At 73.1% G+C, this 17900-nt stretch carries 18 protein-coding genes; 7 read left to right on the top strand and 11 right to left on the bottom strand.

Annotated elements, in window-relative coordinates:
* Window positions 1-97: 97 nt before the first annotated feature.
* The gene (locus ACZ7P3_RS40950) at window positions 98-754 is read left to right on the top strand and encodes a phosphatidylserine decarboxylase (RefSeq protein WP_066991150.1); all 657 of its coding nucleotides are present in this window, start codon (window positions 98-100) and stop codon (window positions 752-754) included.
* The gene (pssA, locus tag ACZ7P3_RS40945) at window positions 741-1592 is read left to right on the top strand and encodes a CDP-diacylglycerol--serine O-phosphatidyltransferase (protein ID WP_472089753.1); all 852 of its coding nucleotides are present in this window, start codon (window positions 741-743) and stop codon (window positions 1590-1592) included. The genes ACZ7P3_RS40950 and pssA overlap by 14 nt, the downstream gene beginning before the upstream one ends.
* A gap of 472 nt (window positions 1593-2064) precedes the next feature.
* On the opposite strand, the gene ACZ7P3_RS40940 is transcribed toward pssA, so the two are convergent.
* The gene (locus ACZ7P3_RS40940) at window positions 2065-3201 is read right to left on the bottom strand and encodes a glycerate kinase (protein ID WP_472089752.1); all 1137 of its coding nucleotides are present in this window, start codon (window positions 3199-3201) and stop codon (window positions 2065-2067) included.
* 164 nt (window positions 3202-3365) lie between these two features.
* Between ACZ7P3_RS40940 and ACZ7P3_RS40935 the strand changes: the two genes are divergently transcribed.
* The 4 genes from ACZ7P3_RS40935 to ACZ7P3_RS40920 all read left to right on the top strand — a co-directional run bounded on the left by ACZ7P3_RS40935 (window position 3366) and on the right by ACZ7P3_RS40920 (window position 6236).
* Complete coding sequence (locus ACZ7P3_RS40935; RefSeq protein ID WP_472089750.1) at window positions 3366-4439, top strand: ADP-ribosylglycohydrolase family protein; 1074 nt, start codon at window positions 3366-3368, stop codon at window positions 4437-4439.
* 27 nt (window positions 4440-4466) lie between these two features.
* Window positions 4467-4961, top strand: coding sequence for an NUDIX domain-containing protein (locus tag ACZ7P3_RS40930; RefSeq protein ID WP_472089747.1), 495 nt, complete (start codon window positions 4467-4469; stop codon window positions 4959-4961).
* A 183-nt stretch (window positions 4962-5144) separates the two neighbouring features.
* A complete protein-coding gene (locus tag ACZ7P3_RS40925; RefSeq protein ID WP_472089745.1) occupies window positions 5145-5459 on the top strand; it encodes a hypothetical protein in 315 nt (104 codons plus the stop codon).
* A gap of 48 nt (window positions 5460-5507) precedes the next feature.
* Window positions 5508-6236: an SIR2 family NAD-dependent protein deacylase gene (locus ACZ7P3_RS40920; RefSeq protein WP_472089744.1), complete on the top strand. Its 729-nt coding sequence runs from the start codon at window positions 5508-5510 to the stop codon at window positions 6234-6236.
* Here ACZ7P3_RS40920 and ACZ7P3_RS40915 read toward each other — a convergent pair.
* The 5 genes from ACZ7P3_RS40915 to ACZ7P3_RS40895 all read right to left on the bottom strand — a co-directional run bounded on the left by ACZ7P3_RS40915 (window position 6233) and on the right by ACZ7P3_RS40895 (window position 10037).
* Window positions 6233-6715, bottom strand: coding sequence for a methylated-DNA--[protein]-cysteine S-methyltransferase (locus tag ACZ7P3_RS40915; protein ID WP_472089743.1), 483 nt, complete (start codon window positions 6713-6715; stop codon window positions 6233-6235). The two genes, ACZ7P3_RS40920 and ACZ7P3_RS40915, sit on opposite strands and share 4 nt — an antisense overlap.
* Window positions 6716-6726: 11 nt before the next feature.
* Window positions 6727-8214, bottom strand: a complete 1488-nt coding sequence (locus ACZ7P3_RS40910) for an AlkA N-terminal domain-containing protein (protein ID WP_472089742.1) — start codon at window positions 8212-8214, stop codon at window positions 6727-6729.
* 182 nt (window positions 8215-8396) lie between these two features.
* Complete coding sequence (locus ACZ7P3_RS40905) at window positions 8397-8834, bottom strand: DUF7144 family membrane protein (RefSeq protein WP_472089741.1); 438 nt, start codon at window positions 8832-8834, stop codon at window positions 8397-8399.
* Window positions 8835-8867: 33 nt separating this feature from the next.
* Entirely contained in the window at window positions 8868-9317 is a 450-nt protein-coding gene (locus ACZ7P3_RS40900) for an SHOCT domain-containing protein (protein WP_472089739.1), read from the bottom strand.
* A 78-nt stretch (window positions 9318-9395) separates the two neighbouring features.
* Complete coding sequence (locus ACZ7P3_RS40895; RefSeq protein WP_472089738.1) at window positions 9396-10037, bottom strand: HdeD family acid-resistance protein; 642 nt, start codon at window positions 10035-10037, stop codon at window positions 9396-9398.
* A gap of 264 nt (window positions 10038-10301) precedes the next feature.
* Here ACZ7P3_RS40895 and ACZ7P3_RS40890 point away from each other — a divergent pair, with 264 nt between their 5' ends.
* On the top strand, window positions 10302-11207 hold the full coding sequence (locus ACZ7P3_RS40890) for a potassium channel family protein (RefSeq protein ID WP_472089736.1): 906 nt from the start codon (window positions 10302-10304) through the stop codon (window positions 11205-11207).
* 303 nt (window positions 11208-11510) lie between these two features.
* Here ACZ7P3_RS40890 and ACZ7P3_RS40885 read toward each other — a convergent pair whose 3' ends face one another.
* From ACZ7P3_RS40885 to ACZ7P3_RS40865, 5 genes are all read right to left on the bottom strand, one after another.
* Complete coding sequence (locus ACZ7P3_RS40885; protein WP_472089734.1) at window positions 11511-11708, bottom strand: hypothetical protein; 198 nt, start codon at window positions 11706-11708, stop codon at window positions 11511-11513.
* Window positions 11709-11903: 195 nt separating this feature from the next.
* Window positions 11904-14579, bottom strand: a complete 2676-nt coding sequence (locus ACZ7P3_RS40880) for a winged helix-turn-helix domain-containing protein (protein WP_472089733.1) — start codon at window positions 14577-14579, stop codon at window positions 11904-11906.
* A 289-nt stretch (window positions 14580-14868) separates the two neighbouring features.
* Window positions 14869-16221 (bottom strand): hypothetical protein, encoded by a 1353-nt coding sequence (locus tag ACZ7P3_RS40875; RefSeq protein WP_472089731.1) that lies wholly within the window; start codon window positions 16219-16221, stop codon window positions 14869-14871.
* A gap of 99 nt (window positions 16222-16320) precedes the next feature.
* Complete coding sequence (locus ACZ7P3_RS40870; RefSeq protein ID WP_472089729.1) at window positions 16321-17196, bottom strand: methylenetetrahydrofolate reductase; 876 nt, start codon at window positions 17194-17196, stop codon at window positions 16321-16323.
* Window positions 17197-17360: 164 nt separating this feature from the next.
* On the bottom strand, window positions 17361-17780 hold the full coding sequence (locus ACZ7P3_RS40865) for a CBS domain-containing protein (RefSeq protein WP_472089728.1): 420 nt from the start codon (window positions 17778-17780) through the stop codon (window positions 17361-17363).
* Between the last annotated feature and the right edge of the window lie 120 nt (window positions 17781-17900).

Raw genomic sequence — 17900 nt, 5'->3', positions numbered from 1 at the left:
TTCCTGGCTTGCCCAGTTGCGGTCCGCGACCGGTACGATCCCGGGAAAGCCGCCGTCCCCAGATCCAGCGCGGCATCATCCGCTACGAAGGTCATCCATGCCCCACAGCCAAACCTCTGCACATCGAGACAGCCTGGCCGGCGTACGCCTCGCGCGCGGAGCATCGCCGTGGCTTCTCCCGACCGTCGCCACCGCAGCCGTCAGCCTCCTGCGCGCACGCCGCTCCGGCGCCGCCAAGGCCGTCGCCGTACCCGCCACCGCGCTCGCGGCGGGCATGCTGTGGTTCTTCCGCGACCCCGAGCGCGAGATCGCCCCGGGTCGGGTCATCTCGCCCGCCGACGGTGTGGTGCAGAGCATCATGCCGTGGAAGGACGGCCGCACCCGCGTCGCGATCTTCATGAGCCCGCTGAACGTCCACGTCAACCGCGCACCCCTCGCGGGCACGGTGACGTCGGTCGAACACATCCCCGGTGGCTTCGTTCCCGCCTTCAACAAGGAGAGCGAGAACAACGAGCGCGTAGTCTGGCATTTCGACACCGAACTCGGCGACATCGAGATGATCCAGATCGCCGGCGCGGTGGCCCGTCGCATCGTGCCCTACCTCCCCGAGGGCACGAAGGTCGAGCAGGGCGACCGAATCGGTCTGATCCGCTTCGGCTCGCGTGTCGACCTCTACCTGCCCGAGGGCGTGGAGGTCGCGGTCGAGGTCGGACAGAAGACCGTGGCTGGGGTGACTCGCATTGACCGTGATTGATCCGGAGACCCAGGCGGGCTGGGTGCCCGAGGCCGAAGAGGTGGACGAAGAGGAGGAGATGCCTCTTTCTCTCCGCCTCTCAATAGCGGACACCCTGACGCTGGGCAACGCCACGTGCGGCTTCATGGCGGTGTACTTCACCACCACCGGCATCCTGATCCCGCACCTCACCGGCAGCCAGGAGTCCGGCATGGCCCGCCACAGCGCGGCCACGGCGGTCATCCTGATGCTCTGCGCGGCGGTGTTCGACCTGTTCGACGGCCTGGTGGCGAGGAAGCTCCGCTCCTCCCCGATGGGCGCGGAGCTGGACAACCTCTCCGACCTGATCAGCTTCGGACTCGCGCCCGCGTACTTCGTCCTCGTCTACGGCATGGTCGCGGACGACGCGCACCAGCGCATGGCGGCGCTCGGGGCAATCGTGGTGCTCCTGGCCGTCGTCCTGCGACTGGCGCGCTTCTCGTGCGTGACGCCGCCGAACGGCATGTTCCAGGGGATGCCCTCGCCGTTCGGCGCGCTGACGGTCGTCTCGATCGTGCTGCTGGAGCTGCCCTTCGTGGCGACCCTGCTGGCGATCCTGGGCACCGCCTGGCTGATGGTGAGCCGGGTCGAGTACCCGAAGCCGCGGGGCCGCCTCGCCGGCGCGATGCTCGCCTGGATCGTGCTGTCCATGGGCCTCCTGGCCGCCTGGGCCTTCGACGCCCCGAGCGGTCAGCTGCTGCTCCAGACGGGCTGCGCCCTGCAGCTGGTCATGGGTGCGGTGATCCCGCTGTTCGCCACGGCCCGCCGGGTGAACAACTTCCGCGACAACCGGCGGGAGGCGCGGGCGGCCCAGCCGTGACGCTCCGCCGAAAGGGCCCCCGGACCTGCCTGGTCCGGGGGCCCTTTGCTGTCTCTCCGCCCCGGCCTCCGGGGTCCACCACCGGGATTCCCACCCGCCCCGGGCGGCGACGAGGGTGCCGTCGCCTCGGGTAGCCACGAGGGTGCCGTGGCCTCGGGCAGCCACGAAGGCACCGCAGCCCCGGGCAGCCACGAAGGAGCCGTGACCTCGGGCGACCACGAAGGCACCGCAGCCCCGGGCGACCACGAAGGCACCGCAGCCCCGGGCAGCCACGAAGGCGCCGTGGCTCGGGCAGCCACGAAGGCGCCGTGGCCTCGGGCAGTCGCGAGGGTGCCGTCCGAGGCGAGACCGCTCACCCCACCCCATCCCACCCCCTCACCTTCCCATCCCCTGACCCGCCCGTCCCCTCGCCTCGCGTGTTGCCGGGGCGGGTGGGCGGAGTGGGGAGTGGGGTGGAGTGGGCGGAGCGGGGTCAGGACAAGTGAGCCTCGGCGATGTGGGCGGCGACCCGCTCCAGAATCGGCCCGGCGTCCGCGATGCACTCGGCGACGTCGGGCTCGACCGAGGTGAGGGGGTAGGCCCGGCCGATACCGGCCCGCAGCAGTGCCTCCTCCGGCAGGGCGAGCCGGCCGCACACCGCCACGACCTCCTTGCCGGCGGCACGCGCCGCCGCCGCGACCCCCGCCGGCGCCTTCCCGTGCAGGGTCTGCTCGTCCAGCGACCCCTCACCGGTGATCACCAGCGAGGCCCGCGCCAGCGCCGGTGCGAAACCTAGGACGTCCAGCATGACCTCGATACCGGGCCGGAAACGCGCGCCCAGGAGCAGCGCGCCGTACCCGATGCCGCCGGCCGCACCCGCGCCCGGAGCCGCCGCGTACTCGGCGGCACGCGACCCCACGGCCGTCTCCAGCACCTCGGCGAAGTGGGCGAGGGCCGCGTCCAGCGTCCGCACGTCGTCCGGCGACGCCCCCTTCTGCGGGCCGTACACCGCCGGCGCGCCCTTGGGCCCGGTCAGCGGATTGTCGACGTCACTGGCGAGCACCAGCTCCACCGAGGACAGTCGTGCGTCGAGGCCGGACAGATCCGCCCGCGCAAGTCCGGCGAGACCGCCGCCGCCCGGCGGCACCGGCTCCCCGTCCTCGTCCAGGAACCGCGCGCCGAGCGCCGACAGCATCCCGGCACCGCCGTCCGTCGTGGCGCTCCCGCCGACGCCGAACACGATCGTCCGCGCGCCCGCGTCCAGCGCGGCCCGCAGCAGTTCCCCGGAGCCGTACGTGGAGGCGGTGAGCGGCGCGAAGACGCCGGCCGGCAGCCGCTGCAGCCCGCTCGCCTCGGCCATCTCCACGACCGCGGTCCCGCCGCGCAGCGCGAACGCGGCCGTGACCTCCTGCCCGAGCGGCCCGGCCACCCGTACCTCGCGGCGCTCGAAGCCGGCCGCGACCGCCGCGTCCACGGTTCCGTCGCCGCCGTCGGCCACCGGCAGCGCTTCGACCCGGAGGCCGGGCACGATCCGGCGCAGCCCGGCCGTCACCCGCTCGGCGACCTGTACGGCCGTCAGCGAGCCCTTGAACTTGTCCGCGGCGATGAGTACCCCACGGGTCTCGTTCACTGCAGCGTCCGCCACCTTGCTTTCCCCTTGCTCTCCGGGCCCCGCGCACGTCAGGGCCAGTCGCGCCGCTGCGACCATAACCGGAGGACACCCCCGGCGTCATGCACCGACCGAACCCTGGGCAGTCCCTGGGAGGCGGCTGGGAAAACGGGTACACCCCAGCCATGGGCAACCAGGGCACCGGGCCGGACCTCGCCGACCGCATCCACGGCGGCTGGCTCGGCCGGATCGCGGGCAACATGCTCGGCAAGCCGGTCGAACAGGGCGAGGTGTGGACGCGGGAGCGTATCGACCGGTATCTGCGGCAGGCCGCCGCCCTGCCGCTGACCGACTACCTGCCCGAGCCCGCCGACGCGGCCGACGGCGCCGTACTGCGCCCGGAGTGGCGCCAGTGCGTGCGCGGCAGGATCCACGGCAGCTGCCGCGACGACGACGTCGACTACGCCATCCTCGGCCTGCACCTGCTGGAGACCCACGGCTTCGGCTTCAGCACCGAGCAGGTCGGCGACCTGTGGCTGCTCCGGCTGCCGTACCTGCAGACGTTCACCGCGGAGCGGGCGGCCTACCGCAATCTGGCGAACGGTCTGAAGCCGCCGCTGACGGCGACGTACGACAACCCGTACCAGGAGTGGATCGGTGCGCTGATCCGCGCCGACGTCTACGGCTGGACCTCCCCCGGCGACCCGCGCCGCGCCGCCGGGCTGGCCCGCCGGGACGCGGTGCTCTCGCACACCGGCAACGGTGTCTACGGCGCGATGTTCGCGGCCGCGCTGATCTCGGCCGCGTTCACGGCGCCGGGTGTGCGGGACGCGGTGGAGACCGCGCTCGCGGTGATCCCCGCGAGCAGCCGCCTGGCCCGTACCGTGCGCCGGGTGGTGTCCCTGCACGAGACCCGCCTGCCCTGGGAGGAGACCCTGGCCACGGTGGGCGCGGAGACCGCCGGACTCGGCTGGATCCACACCGTCCCGAACGCGGCCGTCCTCACGGCGGGGCTGCTGTACGGCGACGGCGACTTCACCCGCACCCTCGCCCTCACCGTGCGCGGCGGCCTGGACACCGACTCCAACGGCGCGACGGCCGGCTCGGTGGCCGGCGTGCTCACCGGCGCCTCGGCCGTCCCGGCCCGGTGGAAGGACCCGCTGGAGGACACGGTCCGGAGCGCGGTGTTCGGCTTCGACGGCGCGCGGATCAGTGCGCTGGCCGAGCGCACCCTGCGCCTGGCGACGAGCGGACCGTAGCCGTCCGGGGCTGGTTACCCTTCCTGAATGACCACGACTGACGACTTCGCCGCGTACATCGCCGGCCTGCCCCGTGTCCTCGCCGGTGCCGCCGCGCTCTTCCGGGACGCCGAGGGACGCGTACTGCTGGTCGAGCCCAACTACCGGGAGGGGTGGGCGCTTCCGGGCGGCACGATCGAGTCGGACGACGGCGAGACGCCGCGCCAGGGGGCCCGCCGGGAGACGCTGGAGGAGATCGGCCTCGACCGGGAGCCGGGCCGGCTGCTGGCGGTGGACTGGGTGCACGGCACGGGACGCCCGCCGCTGGTGGCGTACGTGTACGACGGCGGTGTCCTCACCGAGGCCGAGTTCAAGGCCATCCGCCTGCAGGAGGAGGAACTGCTGTCCTGGCGGCTGGTGCCCCGCGAGGACATCCCCGGCCACCTGCCGGGCGCCCTCGGCCGCCGCGTCCTGACCGCACTGGACGTTCTGGCGGAGAACGCGGGCACGGCAGAGCTGGAGAACGGCCACCGGGTGGCCTGACACCACCGGCCACCGGGCCACCGGGCCACCGGGCCACCGGGCCACCGGGGCCGGCCCGCCCCGGCCCGCCCCCGAAACCGCCACGGCCGCCCCCACCTGAAGGCCGCCACGGCCGCCCTCCCCCTCGCCCTCACCCGAAAATCACCACGCCGCCCCCTCCCCACACCCGAAACCGCCACGCCGATGCCCCTCCGCCCCACCCGCCCGGACGAAGACGGCGGCTGTCTCCGCCTGGTCCTCGCCGTACCCCTGGCCCTGCTCACCGCCATCGCCGCGTTCTTCTGCCGGACGGCACTCACTCTGCGTCCGTCCGGCCCCTGGGACGACGAGGCGTACGCCGGGATCGTCCTGTCCTGTGCCCTCACGGTCACGGCCGCGGCCGCCGCGCTCGCCCTGCGGCTGCTTCCGTCGGTGCGACAGGTGATGGGGTGGGGCTGGGTGGCACCGGCCCTGGCCCTGGGGGCGGTGGCGGCGGTGCGCTGGGCATCGGTCGCCTGAGTGAAATCGGCTCGCGGCCTCCGCTCCGCGCGGCCTACCCTCGACGGCATGACCAAGCCCCTCGTCGCCGTCCTCAGCGGGGCCGGCATCTCCACCGACTCCGGGATCCCCGACTATCGCGGTCCGAACGGGCTGTGGCGGCGGGATCCGGAGGCCGAGAAGCTTGTGACGTACGAGTACTACATGAGCGATCCGGAGATCCGGCGGCGGTCATGGCAGATGCGCCGGAAGAACCGCACGCTCAAGGCCGAGCCGAACGCCGCGCACCGGGCCGTCGCCGACCTGGAGAAGTCCGGCGTACCGGTGCGGGTGATCACGCAGAACGTGGACGGCCTGCACCAGCTCGCCGGGCTGTCCGCCCGCAAGGTGCTGGAACTGCACGGCAGCGCCCGCAGCGTTGTGTGCACGGGGTGCGGAGCGCGAGGCCCGATGGAGGACGCCCTCGCCCGGGTCGAGGCCGGCGAGGAGGACCCGCCGTGCCTGCAGTGCGGCGGGATCCTGAAGTCGGCCACGGTGATGTTCGGCGAGCGGCTGGACCCGGAGGTGCTCGGCGAGGCCCTGGCGATCAGCAAGGCGTGCACCGTGTTCCTCGCCGTCGGCAGCAGCCTCCAGGTACAGCCCGCCGCCGCCCTCGTCGGCGTCGCCGCCGACCACGGCGCCCACCTGATCATCGTGAACGCCGAGCCGACACCCTACGACGACCTCGCCCAGGAGGTCATCCACGAACCGATCGGCACCGCCCTGCCCGAACTGCTCGGCAGGATCGCGCTGGGTTAGAACAGGGCCGTTCCCCGCTCGAAGTCCAGCAGTCGCTGTTTGCGGTCCAGGCCGCCGCCGTAACCGGTGAGGTCGCCGCCCGCGCCGATGACTCGGTGGCAGGGGACGATGATGCCGATCGGGTTCTTGCCGTTGGCGAGGCCGACCGCGCGGGACGCCTTGGGGTTGCCCAGGGCGTCGGCGAGTTCGCCGTAGGAGCGGGTCTCGCCGTAGGGGATGCGGGTCAGCTGGTCCCAGACGCCGCGCTGGAACGGGGTGCCGTTCAGCCGGAGTTCGAGGGTGAAGTGGGTCAGCTCGCCCGCGAAGTAGGCCGAGAGCTGTTCCTCGGTCCGGGCGAAGAGGCTGTCGTCGCGGGTGCCGAAGCTCTCCTCCGGCGGACGGTGGCGCTGCCCGGTCATGTAGAGACCGCACAGGACGCCGTCGTCGGCGACGAGGGTGAGCGGGCCGTAGGGGCTGTCGATGACGGTGTGCTGCTTCATCGAGGAGATCCTTACACGGGAAGGAAGTTGATCGGGTGGCTGTCGGTCGCCCACAGGTACTGGACCGCATAGGCCCGCCAGGGCCGCCAGGCCTCGGCGCGGGCGGTGAGCGCGGCGGGGGTGGACGGCAGGCCCAGCTCCTGTGCCGCGCGGCGGATCCCTAGGTCGGTGGGGAGAAAGGCGTCGGGGTCGCCGAGCGCGCGCATGGCGATGACGTCGACCGTCCAGGGTCCGAACCCGGGCAGGTCGAGCAGGCGCGCACGGGCCTCGGGCCAGTCGGATTCCACACCCAAGTGGAGTGTCCCGTCGGCGAGTTGACGCACCAGGGTGGTGAAGGTGGTACGCCGGGTGCGCGGCATGGCCAGGGTCTCGGGGTCCACTTCGGCCAGCGCCTCGGGGGACGGGAAGAGGTGGGTGAGGCCGCCCTCGGGGTCGTCCAGGGGTTTGCCGTGCGCGGTGACCAGGCGGGCCGCGTGGGTGCGGGCGGCGGCCGTGGAGACCTGCTGCCCGAGCACGGCACGGACGGCGAACTCGGCCTCGTCGACGGTGCGCGGCACCCGTCGGCCCGGTGCCTTGTCGACCAGGGGCGCGAGGAACGGGTCAGCGCGCAGCTGGTCGTCGACGGCGACCGGGTCGGCGTCCAGGTCGAGCAGACGCCGGCAGCGGCTGGTGGCCACGGTCAGATCGCGCAGGTCGCTCAGGGTGAGCCGGCAGGCGATGTGGTCGGGGCGAGGGGCGAGCGCGACGATCCCGTGTCCGTACGGCAGCCGCAGCGTGCGCCGGTAGGCGCCGTCCCGCCACTCCTCCACACCGGGCACCGCGGTGGCGGCCAGGTGTCCGAAGAGGTTGTCGGGGTTGAGCGGGGTGCGGAACGGCAGCCGCAGTACGAGGGTTCCGGCGGTGCCCGCGGCCGGGGAACTGTCCTTCGGTGCCCGCGTGCGCAGCTCGCTCGGGGACAGGGCGAAGACCTCGCGCACGGTGTCGTTGAAGGTGCGGATCGAGGAGAAGCCGGCCGCGAAGGCGATCTCCGCCATGGGCAGCGCGGTCGTCTCGACGAGCAGCCGCGCGGTCTGGGCGCGCTGGGCGCGGGCCAGCGCGAGGGGCCCGGCGCCCAGCTCGGCGAGCAGTTGCCGCTCCACCTGCCGGGTGCTGTAGCCGAGCCGGGCGGCCAGGCCCGGCACGCCCTCACGGTCCACGACCCCGTCGGCGATCAGCCGCATCGCCCGGGCCACCAGGTCGGCCCGCTGGTTCCATTCCGGGGAGCCGGGGCTGGTGTCGGGGCGGCAGCGCTTGCACGCCCGGAACCCGGCCTGCTGGCAGGCGGCCGCGCTCGGGTAGAACGTCATGTTCTCGGCCTTGGGCGGAACGACCGGGCAGCTGGGCCGGCAGTAGATGCGGGTGGTCAGGACGGCCGTGAAGAACCAGCCGTCGAACCGTGCGTCCTTGGACTGCACGGCGCGTACACAGTGCTCCCTGTCGAAGTGCGTCCCTGTCTGCATGCGTCCAGGATCGTCCACGCCCCGGCCGGTCGCTGGCGGAAATCCGACACGTGCCTGCGCCGGCCTGGGCCGTCCCCCGTCCACCCCGTCCACCCGGCGACACCGGGGGGCGGACCGCGGGCAGAAGGCGGGGCGCGGCCGCCGCAGAGCAGGAGCAGCCGCGCCCCGGGGCCGTCAGGCGGTCAGGCGGCCTGTGACCCTTCTGGAGAGTCGTCGCGCCGGACCACGCACAGGGCCCAGATGACGAACCCGGAGATCGCGATCATCACGACCGACCAGACCGGGTAGTACGGCAGGGAGAGGAAGTTGGCGATGATGATCAGGCCGGCGATGGTGATACCGGCGACCCGTGCCCACAGCGAGGGCTGGAGCAGGCCGAAGCCGACGATCATCGCGACCACGCCCAGGGCCAGATGGATCCAGCCCCAGCCGGTGAGATCGAACTTGAAGACGTAGTTCGGCGTCGTGACGAAGACGTCGTCCTGGGCGATCCCCATGATGCCCCGGAAGAGGTCAAGCACCCCGGTGATCATGAGCATCACGGCCGCGAAGGTCGTCAGGCCGCCGGCCCACGTCTGCTGCCGGGTCGTTTCCGTGTGTGTGCGGTGTGTCGCGGACATCCCGTTTCCTCGTTTCGGTCTCGTCGGATGTGCTCAGCGAGGGGCGGAGCCCGTTCCGCCGGGGGAACCCTGGTCGCTGAGGACCAGTTCCTTCGCCCTGCGGAACTCCTCCTCGGAGATGTCTCCGCGGGCCTTGATCTCGGACAGTTTGGCCAGCTGGTCGACGCTGCTGGTCCCGCCCTGGGCGGTCTCGCGGATGTAGGCGTCGAACTCCTTCTGCTGCGACCTGGCCTGCTCCACCTCACGGCGGCCCATGTCCTTGCCGCGGGCGATCACGTAGACGAGGACGCCGAGGAACGGCACCACGATGACGAACAGCAGCCACGCCGCCTTGGCCCAGCCGCTCATCCTGTCGTCACGGAAGATGTCGACGATGATCCGGAAGAGCAGCACGAACCACATGATCCAGAGGAAGAAGACCAGCATGGTCCAGAAGGCGCTCAGCAACGGATAGTCGTACGCGAGGTACGTCTGGGCGGTCATGTCACTCCTCCGTTCCGGGGCCGTGCCCGGCAGACGATCTCTGCCGTTTCAGCGTGGGCACGGCAAGAAGTCGGCGCCTCACCCGGGAGGGGTGAGCGTCCGGTGGACCGCGTGCCGCCAGGCGAAGGCGACCGCCAGCTCCACCAGCCCCAGCAGGACGAGCCAGAGTCCCAGCAGCCGGGTCAGCGCACGCGCCGACTCGGCCGGCAGGGCCAGGACCACGATGCCGGCGACGATGCCCAGCACCGCCGCGCCGATCAGGACGCCGCGGTGCGGCAGGTCCTTGGTGGCGAGGGCCGTGTGGAGCGTGAGGATGCCGGACACCAGCCAGACGATCCCCACGATCAGCGACAGCGCCGTGATGGTCTGCAAGGGGTGGCGCAGACAGAGCACGCCCGCCAGGACGCAGACGACCGCGAGCAGCAGTACGGGGATCCGCTCCCCGGCCTCCTGGCGGCCGAAGGCCGTGACGAACCGGAAGACGCCGGTCACGAGCAGGTACAGACCGATCAGGACGGCGAGGACGTGCAGTGTCTCGTCGGGCCAGACCAGCACCAGGACGCCCGGCACCAGGGTGGCGATCGCCGTCCACAGGATCCAGGTCCAGGAGCGCGCGAGCAGGGCCAGCGCCTCCGTCGGGTCCTCGGTGCGGCCGGGAGTCGTCCTGCCGCCGAAGGGGTCCGTTCCGGTCCGGGATTCCGGATCGCGCGACTCGCTCATGGTTCCTCCTCACGAGACCGAGCACTGCCGAAACGACTGGAACGCCGTAAACGGCCGAAACGTCCGGGACGGCTGCGATGATCGCCGTCGGAACGTCGTGCGGCCTCGCGGCCACCCTCCCGTGTCCGTACGGACACGGGATCACCCACGGCGGGTGATCCCCGCGCGGCGCGTGGGCGATGGGCTGGCGAGGTCGACCGGCGCCGGACCGGACGGAGCGAAGAGGGACCGACCGGAGCGAAGAGAGCCGAGATGAGGGATCCCGTGACTGCCCGCCCGGAACGCACCCGGGGCGGCCGGGGGAACCGGGCGCGCCCCCCGGTCTCGCGAGCGGCCGTGCGGGCGACCGTGCTGGCCGTGGTGCGGCCGCTGCTCATCACGGCCGCGCTGGTCACCGCCTACTATCTGCTGCCCCTCAACGCCCGGGGCCCGGGGGTCACCACGGTCATGCTGGTGTGCGGGCTGCTCGGCGTGGGGCTGGTGTTCGCCTGGGAGGTCTGGTCCATCGTGCAGTCGCCCTATCCGCGGCTGCGGGCCATCGAAGCGCTGGCCGTCACGCTGGCACTGTTCCTGATCTTCTTCGCCGGCGCCTACTACGTCATGGGCAGCACCACCCCGGGCTCGTTCAGCGAACGGCTGACCAGGACGGACTCCCTGTACTTCACGCTCACCACGTTCAGCACCGTCGGCTACGGCGACATCACCGCCCGCTCGCAGTCGGCCCGGTTGGTGGCCATGCTGCAGATGGCATGCGGCCTGCTCCTGGCCGGCGTCGCCCTTCGGGTACTCACGGGCGCGATCGAGTCGGGTCTGCAACGCAAACGGTCGGCCGGGCCGGGGCCGGGGGGCGGGACGGATGGCGACGACGACGGCGAGAGCGAGAGCGACGGCAACGACGGCGACGACGGCGGCGGCGGCGACGGCGACGACGGCGACGGCGACGACGGCGACGACGGCGACAGCGACGGAAGTGGCAACGGCAACAGCGGCTCCAACGGCAGCGGGAGCGGGAGCGGGACCGGCTCCAACGGGTCGGAGGGGGGCGACGGGTCGGAAGGGGCCGACGAGTCCGGGCACCGGTCGGCACCCCGGTCCAACAGGGCCCACAGGCCCCACAGGTCCGACGGGTCCGACGGGTCCGACGGGTCCGGGCAGCGGGTCGAACCATGACTGCGCCCTGTGCCATGGCCGTGGCCGTCCTGTCGCGGCTTGTCGCGGCGCCCGGCGCGGCGGTCCGCTCCACATGGGTCACCGCCGCCGTCCTGTGACGCCCCTCCGGAACTCGACGGTCACTTCGGCCACTCCGGCCACTCCGGCTGCTTCGCCCCCACAGGCCGTTGCGACCCGCCGGCCCCTCTGCCCCCTCTGCCCTCCCTCTGCCCCCCTATGCCGCCTCCGAGCCCTTCGCCCCCTCCGGCACCCGTTGGTCCCTCCGGTCACTCAGGCCCTTCCGGCCCTCCAGTCACTCTCCGGTCATTCCGGCACCTGGCGCATCTCCAGAACGCGCAGTCCGAGGGACCGGAACCGGGCAAGGAGCCCGTAGAGATGCGCCTCGTCCACGACGGGTCCGAACAGGAGTGTCTGCCCGGACATCACGACATGGTCCAGCTCTGGAAAGGCCCTGGTCAGCGTCTCCGACATGCGGCCGTCGACGCGGATCTCGTAGCGCATGGCCTGCTCTCCCGCCGCGGGCGTACTGCCGCCTCGGTCGCGATCCTCCGCTTCCCCGGGCCCTCGGACCTCACCCGGTGCAGGTGATACCGGTTCCGCGAGCGCGGCGCGCGCTCTCTGCCGGCGTGGCGCGCGGTGCGGAGACGGGCCGTCCGCGGCAACCGCCGGGCGCCGTGGACGGGGAAGGCGGTCGTATCAGAGGAGGTGCAACTCGCGGGCCCGGCGCACCGCGTCGCTGCGCCGGTTCACGGCCAGCTTCCGGTAGACGCTCTTGAGGTGGGTCTTGACCGTGTTCACCGACAGGGTCAGGTCGGCGGCGATCTCCTCCGTGGACATCATCCAGGACAGCCGGAGCAGCACGTCCCGCTCGCGTCCGCTCAGCTCCTCCACGACCAACGACGGCGGTTCCAGCGGTACGTCGCCGGGGGCGCCCTGCCCGGCGGGCGGGGGGATCAGCCAGCCGGCGGCCAGTTCGTCCAGCGGGGGTGCCTCCAGCAGCCGCCGCAGCTGCGGTCCGGCGTCCAGGAAGGGGCGTCGCAGCCGGTCCCGGCGCGCCTGCAGCAGGGCCCGCGCGAGCAGCCGGCGGGCGGTGTCGGTGTCTCCCGCCTCCTGTGCGGCCCGGGCCCGCACCAGCGCCGTACGGACGGCGACCGCCGGGCCCGTCCCGGTGAGGCCGTGCAGGCCGTCGAGCGCGCGCAGGGCCGCGTCGCGGTTCCCGGCGGCCAGATGCGCCCACGCCAGCTCGGCGGCGTACGGCCGCCCGTCACCGGCAACGTCGTCCAGCACCTTCGAGGCGCTGTCCGGCCGGCCCTCGGCACGATGGGCGGCCGAGGCGACAAGCGCCGTGTACGCCTCCGCCCAGGGGCAGGCTTCGTCGGTCCCCGCCGGGAGTTCGGCGGCCCCCGCGGCGGCCCGTGCGTCGCCGCGGGCCAGCAGCAGACGCGCGCTCGCCAGGGCCCGGGCCGCCGCGGCGACCGGATCGGGTCCGCCGAGGCAGGCCTCGGCGGCCTCGTCGAGGAGCGCCTGCGCCTGCGCGAGCTCGTCGCGGTCCACGGCCACGAGGGCCAGCACCATGTGGCCGAGACCGGAACCGGACTGGCGGGGCGGCAGACCGCTCTCCCCGTCGCCGAGCGCCGCCCGCGCCTTGCGTTCCGCCCGGCCGGGCCAGCCGTTCAGGTAGTCGATGAGCGCCAGGTGCGCCAGGGACTCCTCCCGGGGCAGGGTGATCGAGGCCGCACCCGGGCCGTCGGCCACCTCGGACAGGACGGCGCGCGCCTCGTCGAGGCGCCCCGCCCACAGGCGGGCCGACCCCAGGTGGGTGAGCAGCAGGGCGGTGAGTTCGGGGTGTTTGCGCAGCAGTCGCTCGGGGACCTGGTCGCGCAGTGCCTCGGCCGTCCGCGCCGCCCGTTCGGCTCCGCCGGGCGAGCCGGCCAGCCGGGCCGCCAGGACGTCGAGCACCGCGCAGCTCAGCCGGGCCGCCGCGTCGGGGCCGTCCCCCGTTCCGTCCGCGGGCGTCTGGCCGGCGCGGCGCAGGTGCGCGAGGCCGTGGTCGAGATCCCGGCGGCGCAGGTCGCGCGCGGCCCGCACCAGGTCCGCCGCCGCGCTGGTGGCCTCGGGTCCCATCGAGCGGAAGAGTTCGTCCAGGTCGTCGCAGCGCAGCCCGGTGAAGAGCTGCCCGATCGCCAGGTCGTCCACGAGCGCACCGGCGGTCAGGTCCCAGTCCCCCGCCGCCGCGCCGTGGGCCAGCGTCTCCGGCAGGGCGCCGGAGACACGCAGCCACCGGGCGGCGCGCCGGTGCAGCTCCGGCTCCAGTTCGGGAGAGCGCTCGCGCAGATGGGCGCGGAGGATCTCCGCGAACAGCGGGTGCAGCCGGTACCACGGGTGTCCGAGGTCCTCGACGAAGGCGTTCTGGCGGTGGAGACCGGCGAGGATGGGCTCGCTTCCGCTCCAGCCGGTGAGCGCGTCGGCCAGCTCGGGACGGAACCGCTCCAGGACACTGACCCGCAGCAGCAGGTCCTGGGTCCGGGCCGGTTGCCGCTTGAGCACCTCGGCCAGAAGGTAGTCGGCGACCGTGCTGCGGGCCGCCTCGAACTCCTTCAGGTACGTCTGCGGATCTGCGGTCTCCTGCGCGGCCAGGGCGCACAGCCGCAGTCCGGCGGCCCAGCCCCGGGTGCGGGTCACCAGGGCACGGGTGGCCTCGGCCGACAGGTGCAGCCCGTGCAGCCGCAGAAGGGCCGCCGCCTCCTCGGGGGTGAAGGCCATTTCGGCGTCGCGGATCTCGGTGATGGCGTCCGCCACCCGGTAGCGGTGCAGCGGCAGCAGCGGCTCGGTGCGGGTGACCAGGACCAGCCGCATTCCGTCCGCGGCGTGGTGCAGGACGAACTCCAGTTCCTCGGCGACCTGCGGGGCGGTGACGCGGTCGAACTCGTCGAGTACGACCAGCAGGGGGCGGGTGCCTTCGCTCAGTGCCGCGGCCAGGCGCGCCAGCAGCCCGTGGTCGACGCGGTCGGCGTCCGCCGGGCAGCCGATGGCCTCGGGCAGCGGTGCGCCGGTGGCGTGCAGCGCCTGCAGCAGGTGGGCCCAGAACACGCCGGAGCTGTCGTCCTCGGACTCGGTGGTCATCCAGGCGACCGGGCGGCGCAGTCCGGCGGCCCAGTCGGCGACCAGCAGGGTCTTTCCGGCCCCGGCCGAGCCGTTGACCATCGTCAGCGGCGTCCGCAGTGCCTGGTCGAGGTGTTCGAGCAGGCGGTCACGCCGCAGGAATGTGGCCGGCCTGGCCGGCGGGGCGAAGCGGGTGTGGAGGAACGGCTCCCCCAGCGGATCGGCGTACGCCGCCTCCGGTCTCGGCCGGTTGTCTTCCGTCGCCGCCATGGCTCTCACCGCCTGTCCGTCGGTTCACGGGCAGCGCTTCCTGCCACCAGGATCCCAGCCTTCCGGCTTCGGCACAGATCGAGGCGGGCTCACCGGTCCGGACCAGGCGAAGGGCATGGGCGGAGCATGGGCGGAGCATGGGCGGGATCAGCGGGATCGACGGGGGCTCGACAGGACCGACAGGACCGACAGGACCAGTGTGGTCGACAGGGTCAGCGTTCGACGGCATCGGCCTCGACCGGCGCTGCCTCAGCCCTCTCCAGCCCTCCTCAGCGCTCTCCAGCCCTTCTCAGCGCTCCTCGGCCGACCGGCCGGAGGCGGGCGGAGGCGGGGATGCGGTCACCGCCGCTCTGCCGCTCGCCGCCAGCAGCGCCAGCAGCGCGAGGACGAGGAGGAGCACGAGGACCAGCAGGAGGACCGTGAGGACCGTCGGGTGGTTCCACAGGGCGAAGACGAGGACCACGACGAGCAGCGCGGCCAGGGTGAGCGGGCGCCGGTAGGCCTGTGCCCAGGCTCCCGCGCGTCCGGTGGTGACATGGTGCGCCGCCGCCCACCGGGCCGCCGAGTCCGCGGTGTGGTCGGAGGCTCCGCGCACGGCGACGGGCAGCCGTCCCGGCCCGGCGAAGTAGGCGCCGAGCGCGACGACGACGCCGAGGACGACGGCCGTGCGCAGGCTGACCTTCAGGAAGCGCAGCAGGGTGTCGAAGACGGCCGCGGCGGCCGCCCGGGACTGCACCTGGGGCGGCAGGTGGTCCAGGTAGTAGTGACGCGCCACGACGAGCCCGATGGCCACGACCAGGCAGGCGAAGGCGGCGCCGAGCGCGGTGCGGGCCAGCGCCCGCCGCCGGCGCCGGGCGAGCAGTACTCCGGCGACGCCGAGGACGACGACGAGGACGGGGAACCAGTTGCCGACGATGTCGAGCAGATGGGCGCCCTTGCGGGCCTTGGCGAGCTGGTCGGACTGGAAGAGCACCATCTGCTTGTCGACGTCCGGGATCTTCGCGGCCGGGCTGATACCGGCGTCGACCAGGTCCTTCTTGACCCGGTCGACGGCGGTGCCGATGTCGAGGACGACGGCGCCGTCCTGCACCTCGAAGGCTCCGCGGCCCTCGCCGGTCAGGGCGTGCACCACGGCCCGGTGGGCGTCCCGGTTGGCGTTGGTCCACACCCGTTCGAAGAGGTTGCTGTGCACGACCCGGGTGGCGGCCCTGGTGACGGCCTGCTCCACCACGGCGTCGATCTGCGGCCCCAGTTCCCTGACCGCGTCCGCGGCGCGCGGCGGCAGCCCTTGCGACTGGAGCCAGGTGGCGATGTCGCCGGCCGCCTGGGGGCCGTTCACCTTGGCGCCGACCGCTTCGGTGATCCGGTGGACGGCCGCGTCCTGGATCGCGGGATCGTCCGCCAGCGGGGCGACCGTGGACACGTATCGGCCGGTGTCGAGTGCGATGTCGTGCACCCAGGTGGCGAGCAGGGCGACGGGTACGAAGATGCAGGTCAGCACGATGAGCACGGCCGAGGCGGTGGCGCGTGCCACCCGTCCCGCGGCGCCGGCCGCCCGCCGCCCGCCGTGCGCGGCCGCTCCCCCGGGGGGCGGCCCCGTACCGTCCGGTCCGCCGGGCGTAGCGGCTGGCGGCTCGGTCATGGGACCTCCGGGACGGTGTACTCCTGGACACCCCCTATTGCCGCAGCCCGGCCGCCCCCGGGCATCTTCTGCGGGCCGTCCGGGCGACGGGACCAGGGCCTACCGGTGGTGGTCCCCCTGCCGGAACCGGGCGATCCACTCCGAGGTCGCCCGCAGCCCGCCGAAGGTGTAGAAGTGCACCTTCACCGCGCCGTGCCGCGTGGGGTCGTACGCCTTGGCCAGCGCGTGCAGAAAGCGGTCCGGGCCCGTCGTACCCATGAGGTTGGTCAGCGAGAAACCGTACTTGCGGGCGACGGAGGCGCTGGTGGCGACGCCGAACCGGGCCGCGTACCCCAGCAGCCGGCGCACGCCCGCGGGGCCGGGGACGCCGATGCGGACGGGCAGATGGACCCCGCGGGCGCGGGCGGCCTCCAGCCAGCCGAGGACCGGGTCGACGTCGAAGCCGAACTGGGTGATGACATCGCCGCCGAGCCGCTCGGTACCGAGGGCCGCCGTCTTGTCGGTGAGCGCCGCCCACAGGGTGCGGTCCGTGATCGCCGGGTGGCCCTCCGGGTAGCCGCTGATGCCGATGTGCCGTGCGCCGTACCGCTGGAGCAGCCCGGTGCGGATGACGGACAGGGCGTCCTCGTAAGGGCCCTCCGGGCGGGCCGGGTCGCCGCCGACCACGAACACGTTCTCGGCGGTGCCGTCCGCCGCCAGGCCGGCCAGGAACTCCTCCAGGTGGACCTGCGAGGGCAGGCGGCGGGCGGATATGTGCGGTACGGGCACGAAACCGAGCCGTTTGACCGCGCGGGCGGCCGCCAGCCGCGTGCCGAGGTCCTCGCCCGCCAGGAAGGTGACGTTGATCCGGGTGCCCGGCGGGATGCTGTCGCTCGCCTCCTCCAGCTTCGGCACGTCCTTGCCGGTCATCTCCAGGGAGAAGTCGTCCAGCAGGGAGGTGCCCACCGCGGGAGGGGCGGTGAGAGCGGGGTTCATCGTGCTCCTTGTGCGACGGCGTGCGGTGCCCACGACCGCGTACGCCCGCGTACGGCTGTGCGCGACGGCGTACGGCCGCGGTCCTGACCCCGCCCGATGATGCCACGCGGGTCACGGACCGCTGGGACCGGCCGGCGCTTCGGCCGCCACCGGAGCCGGTGCTCTCAGCGGGACGCGTAGACCTTCTCGACGAAGCCGGCGATCTGCTCCTCCGTCAGGTGCCGGGCGAGGTCGGCCTCGCTGATCATGCCGATGAGCTTCTTCTCCTGGATCACCGGCAGCCTGCGTATCTGGTTCGTCTCCATCTCGTCCAGCACCTGGTCCACGCTGGCGTCCGCGTCGATCCAGCGGGGCGTGCCCTGCGCCAGATCGCCGCACGTCACCTTCGCCGGATCATGGCCCTTGGCCACGCACTTCACGACGATGTCGCGGTCGGTGATGATGCCGCACAGTCGCTCGTTGGCGTCGCTGACGGGCAGCGCACCCACGTTCAGGCGCGCCATCAGCTGCGCGGCCCGGTCGAGGGTCTCGGTCTCCGGGATCCAGCGGGCCCCGGAGTGCATGATGTCTGCGGCGGTGGTCATCGGTTCAACCTCCTTGCGCGCACGCTCGTACGGATGAAAAAGGCGTCCTCCTTTCACCGTACGAGCATGTCCGCTCCCCCGCGCGAGGTCGCCCGGGTACCGCCGGTGGCCGTGCGGCGG

This window comes from Streptomyces sp. NPDC107581, assembly GCF_055657175.1.
Note: the sequence above shows the minus strand (reverse complement) of the source record. Positions and strands in the feature narration are given on the sequence as shown.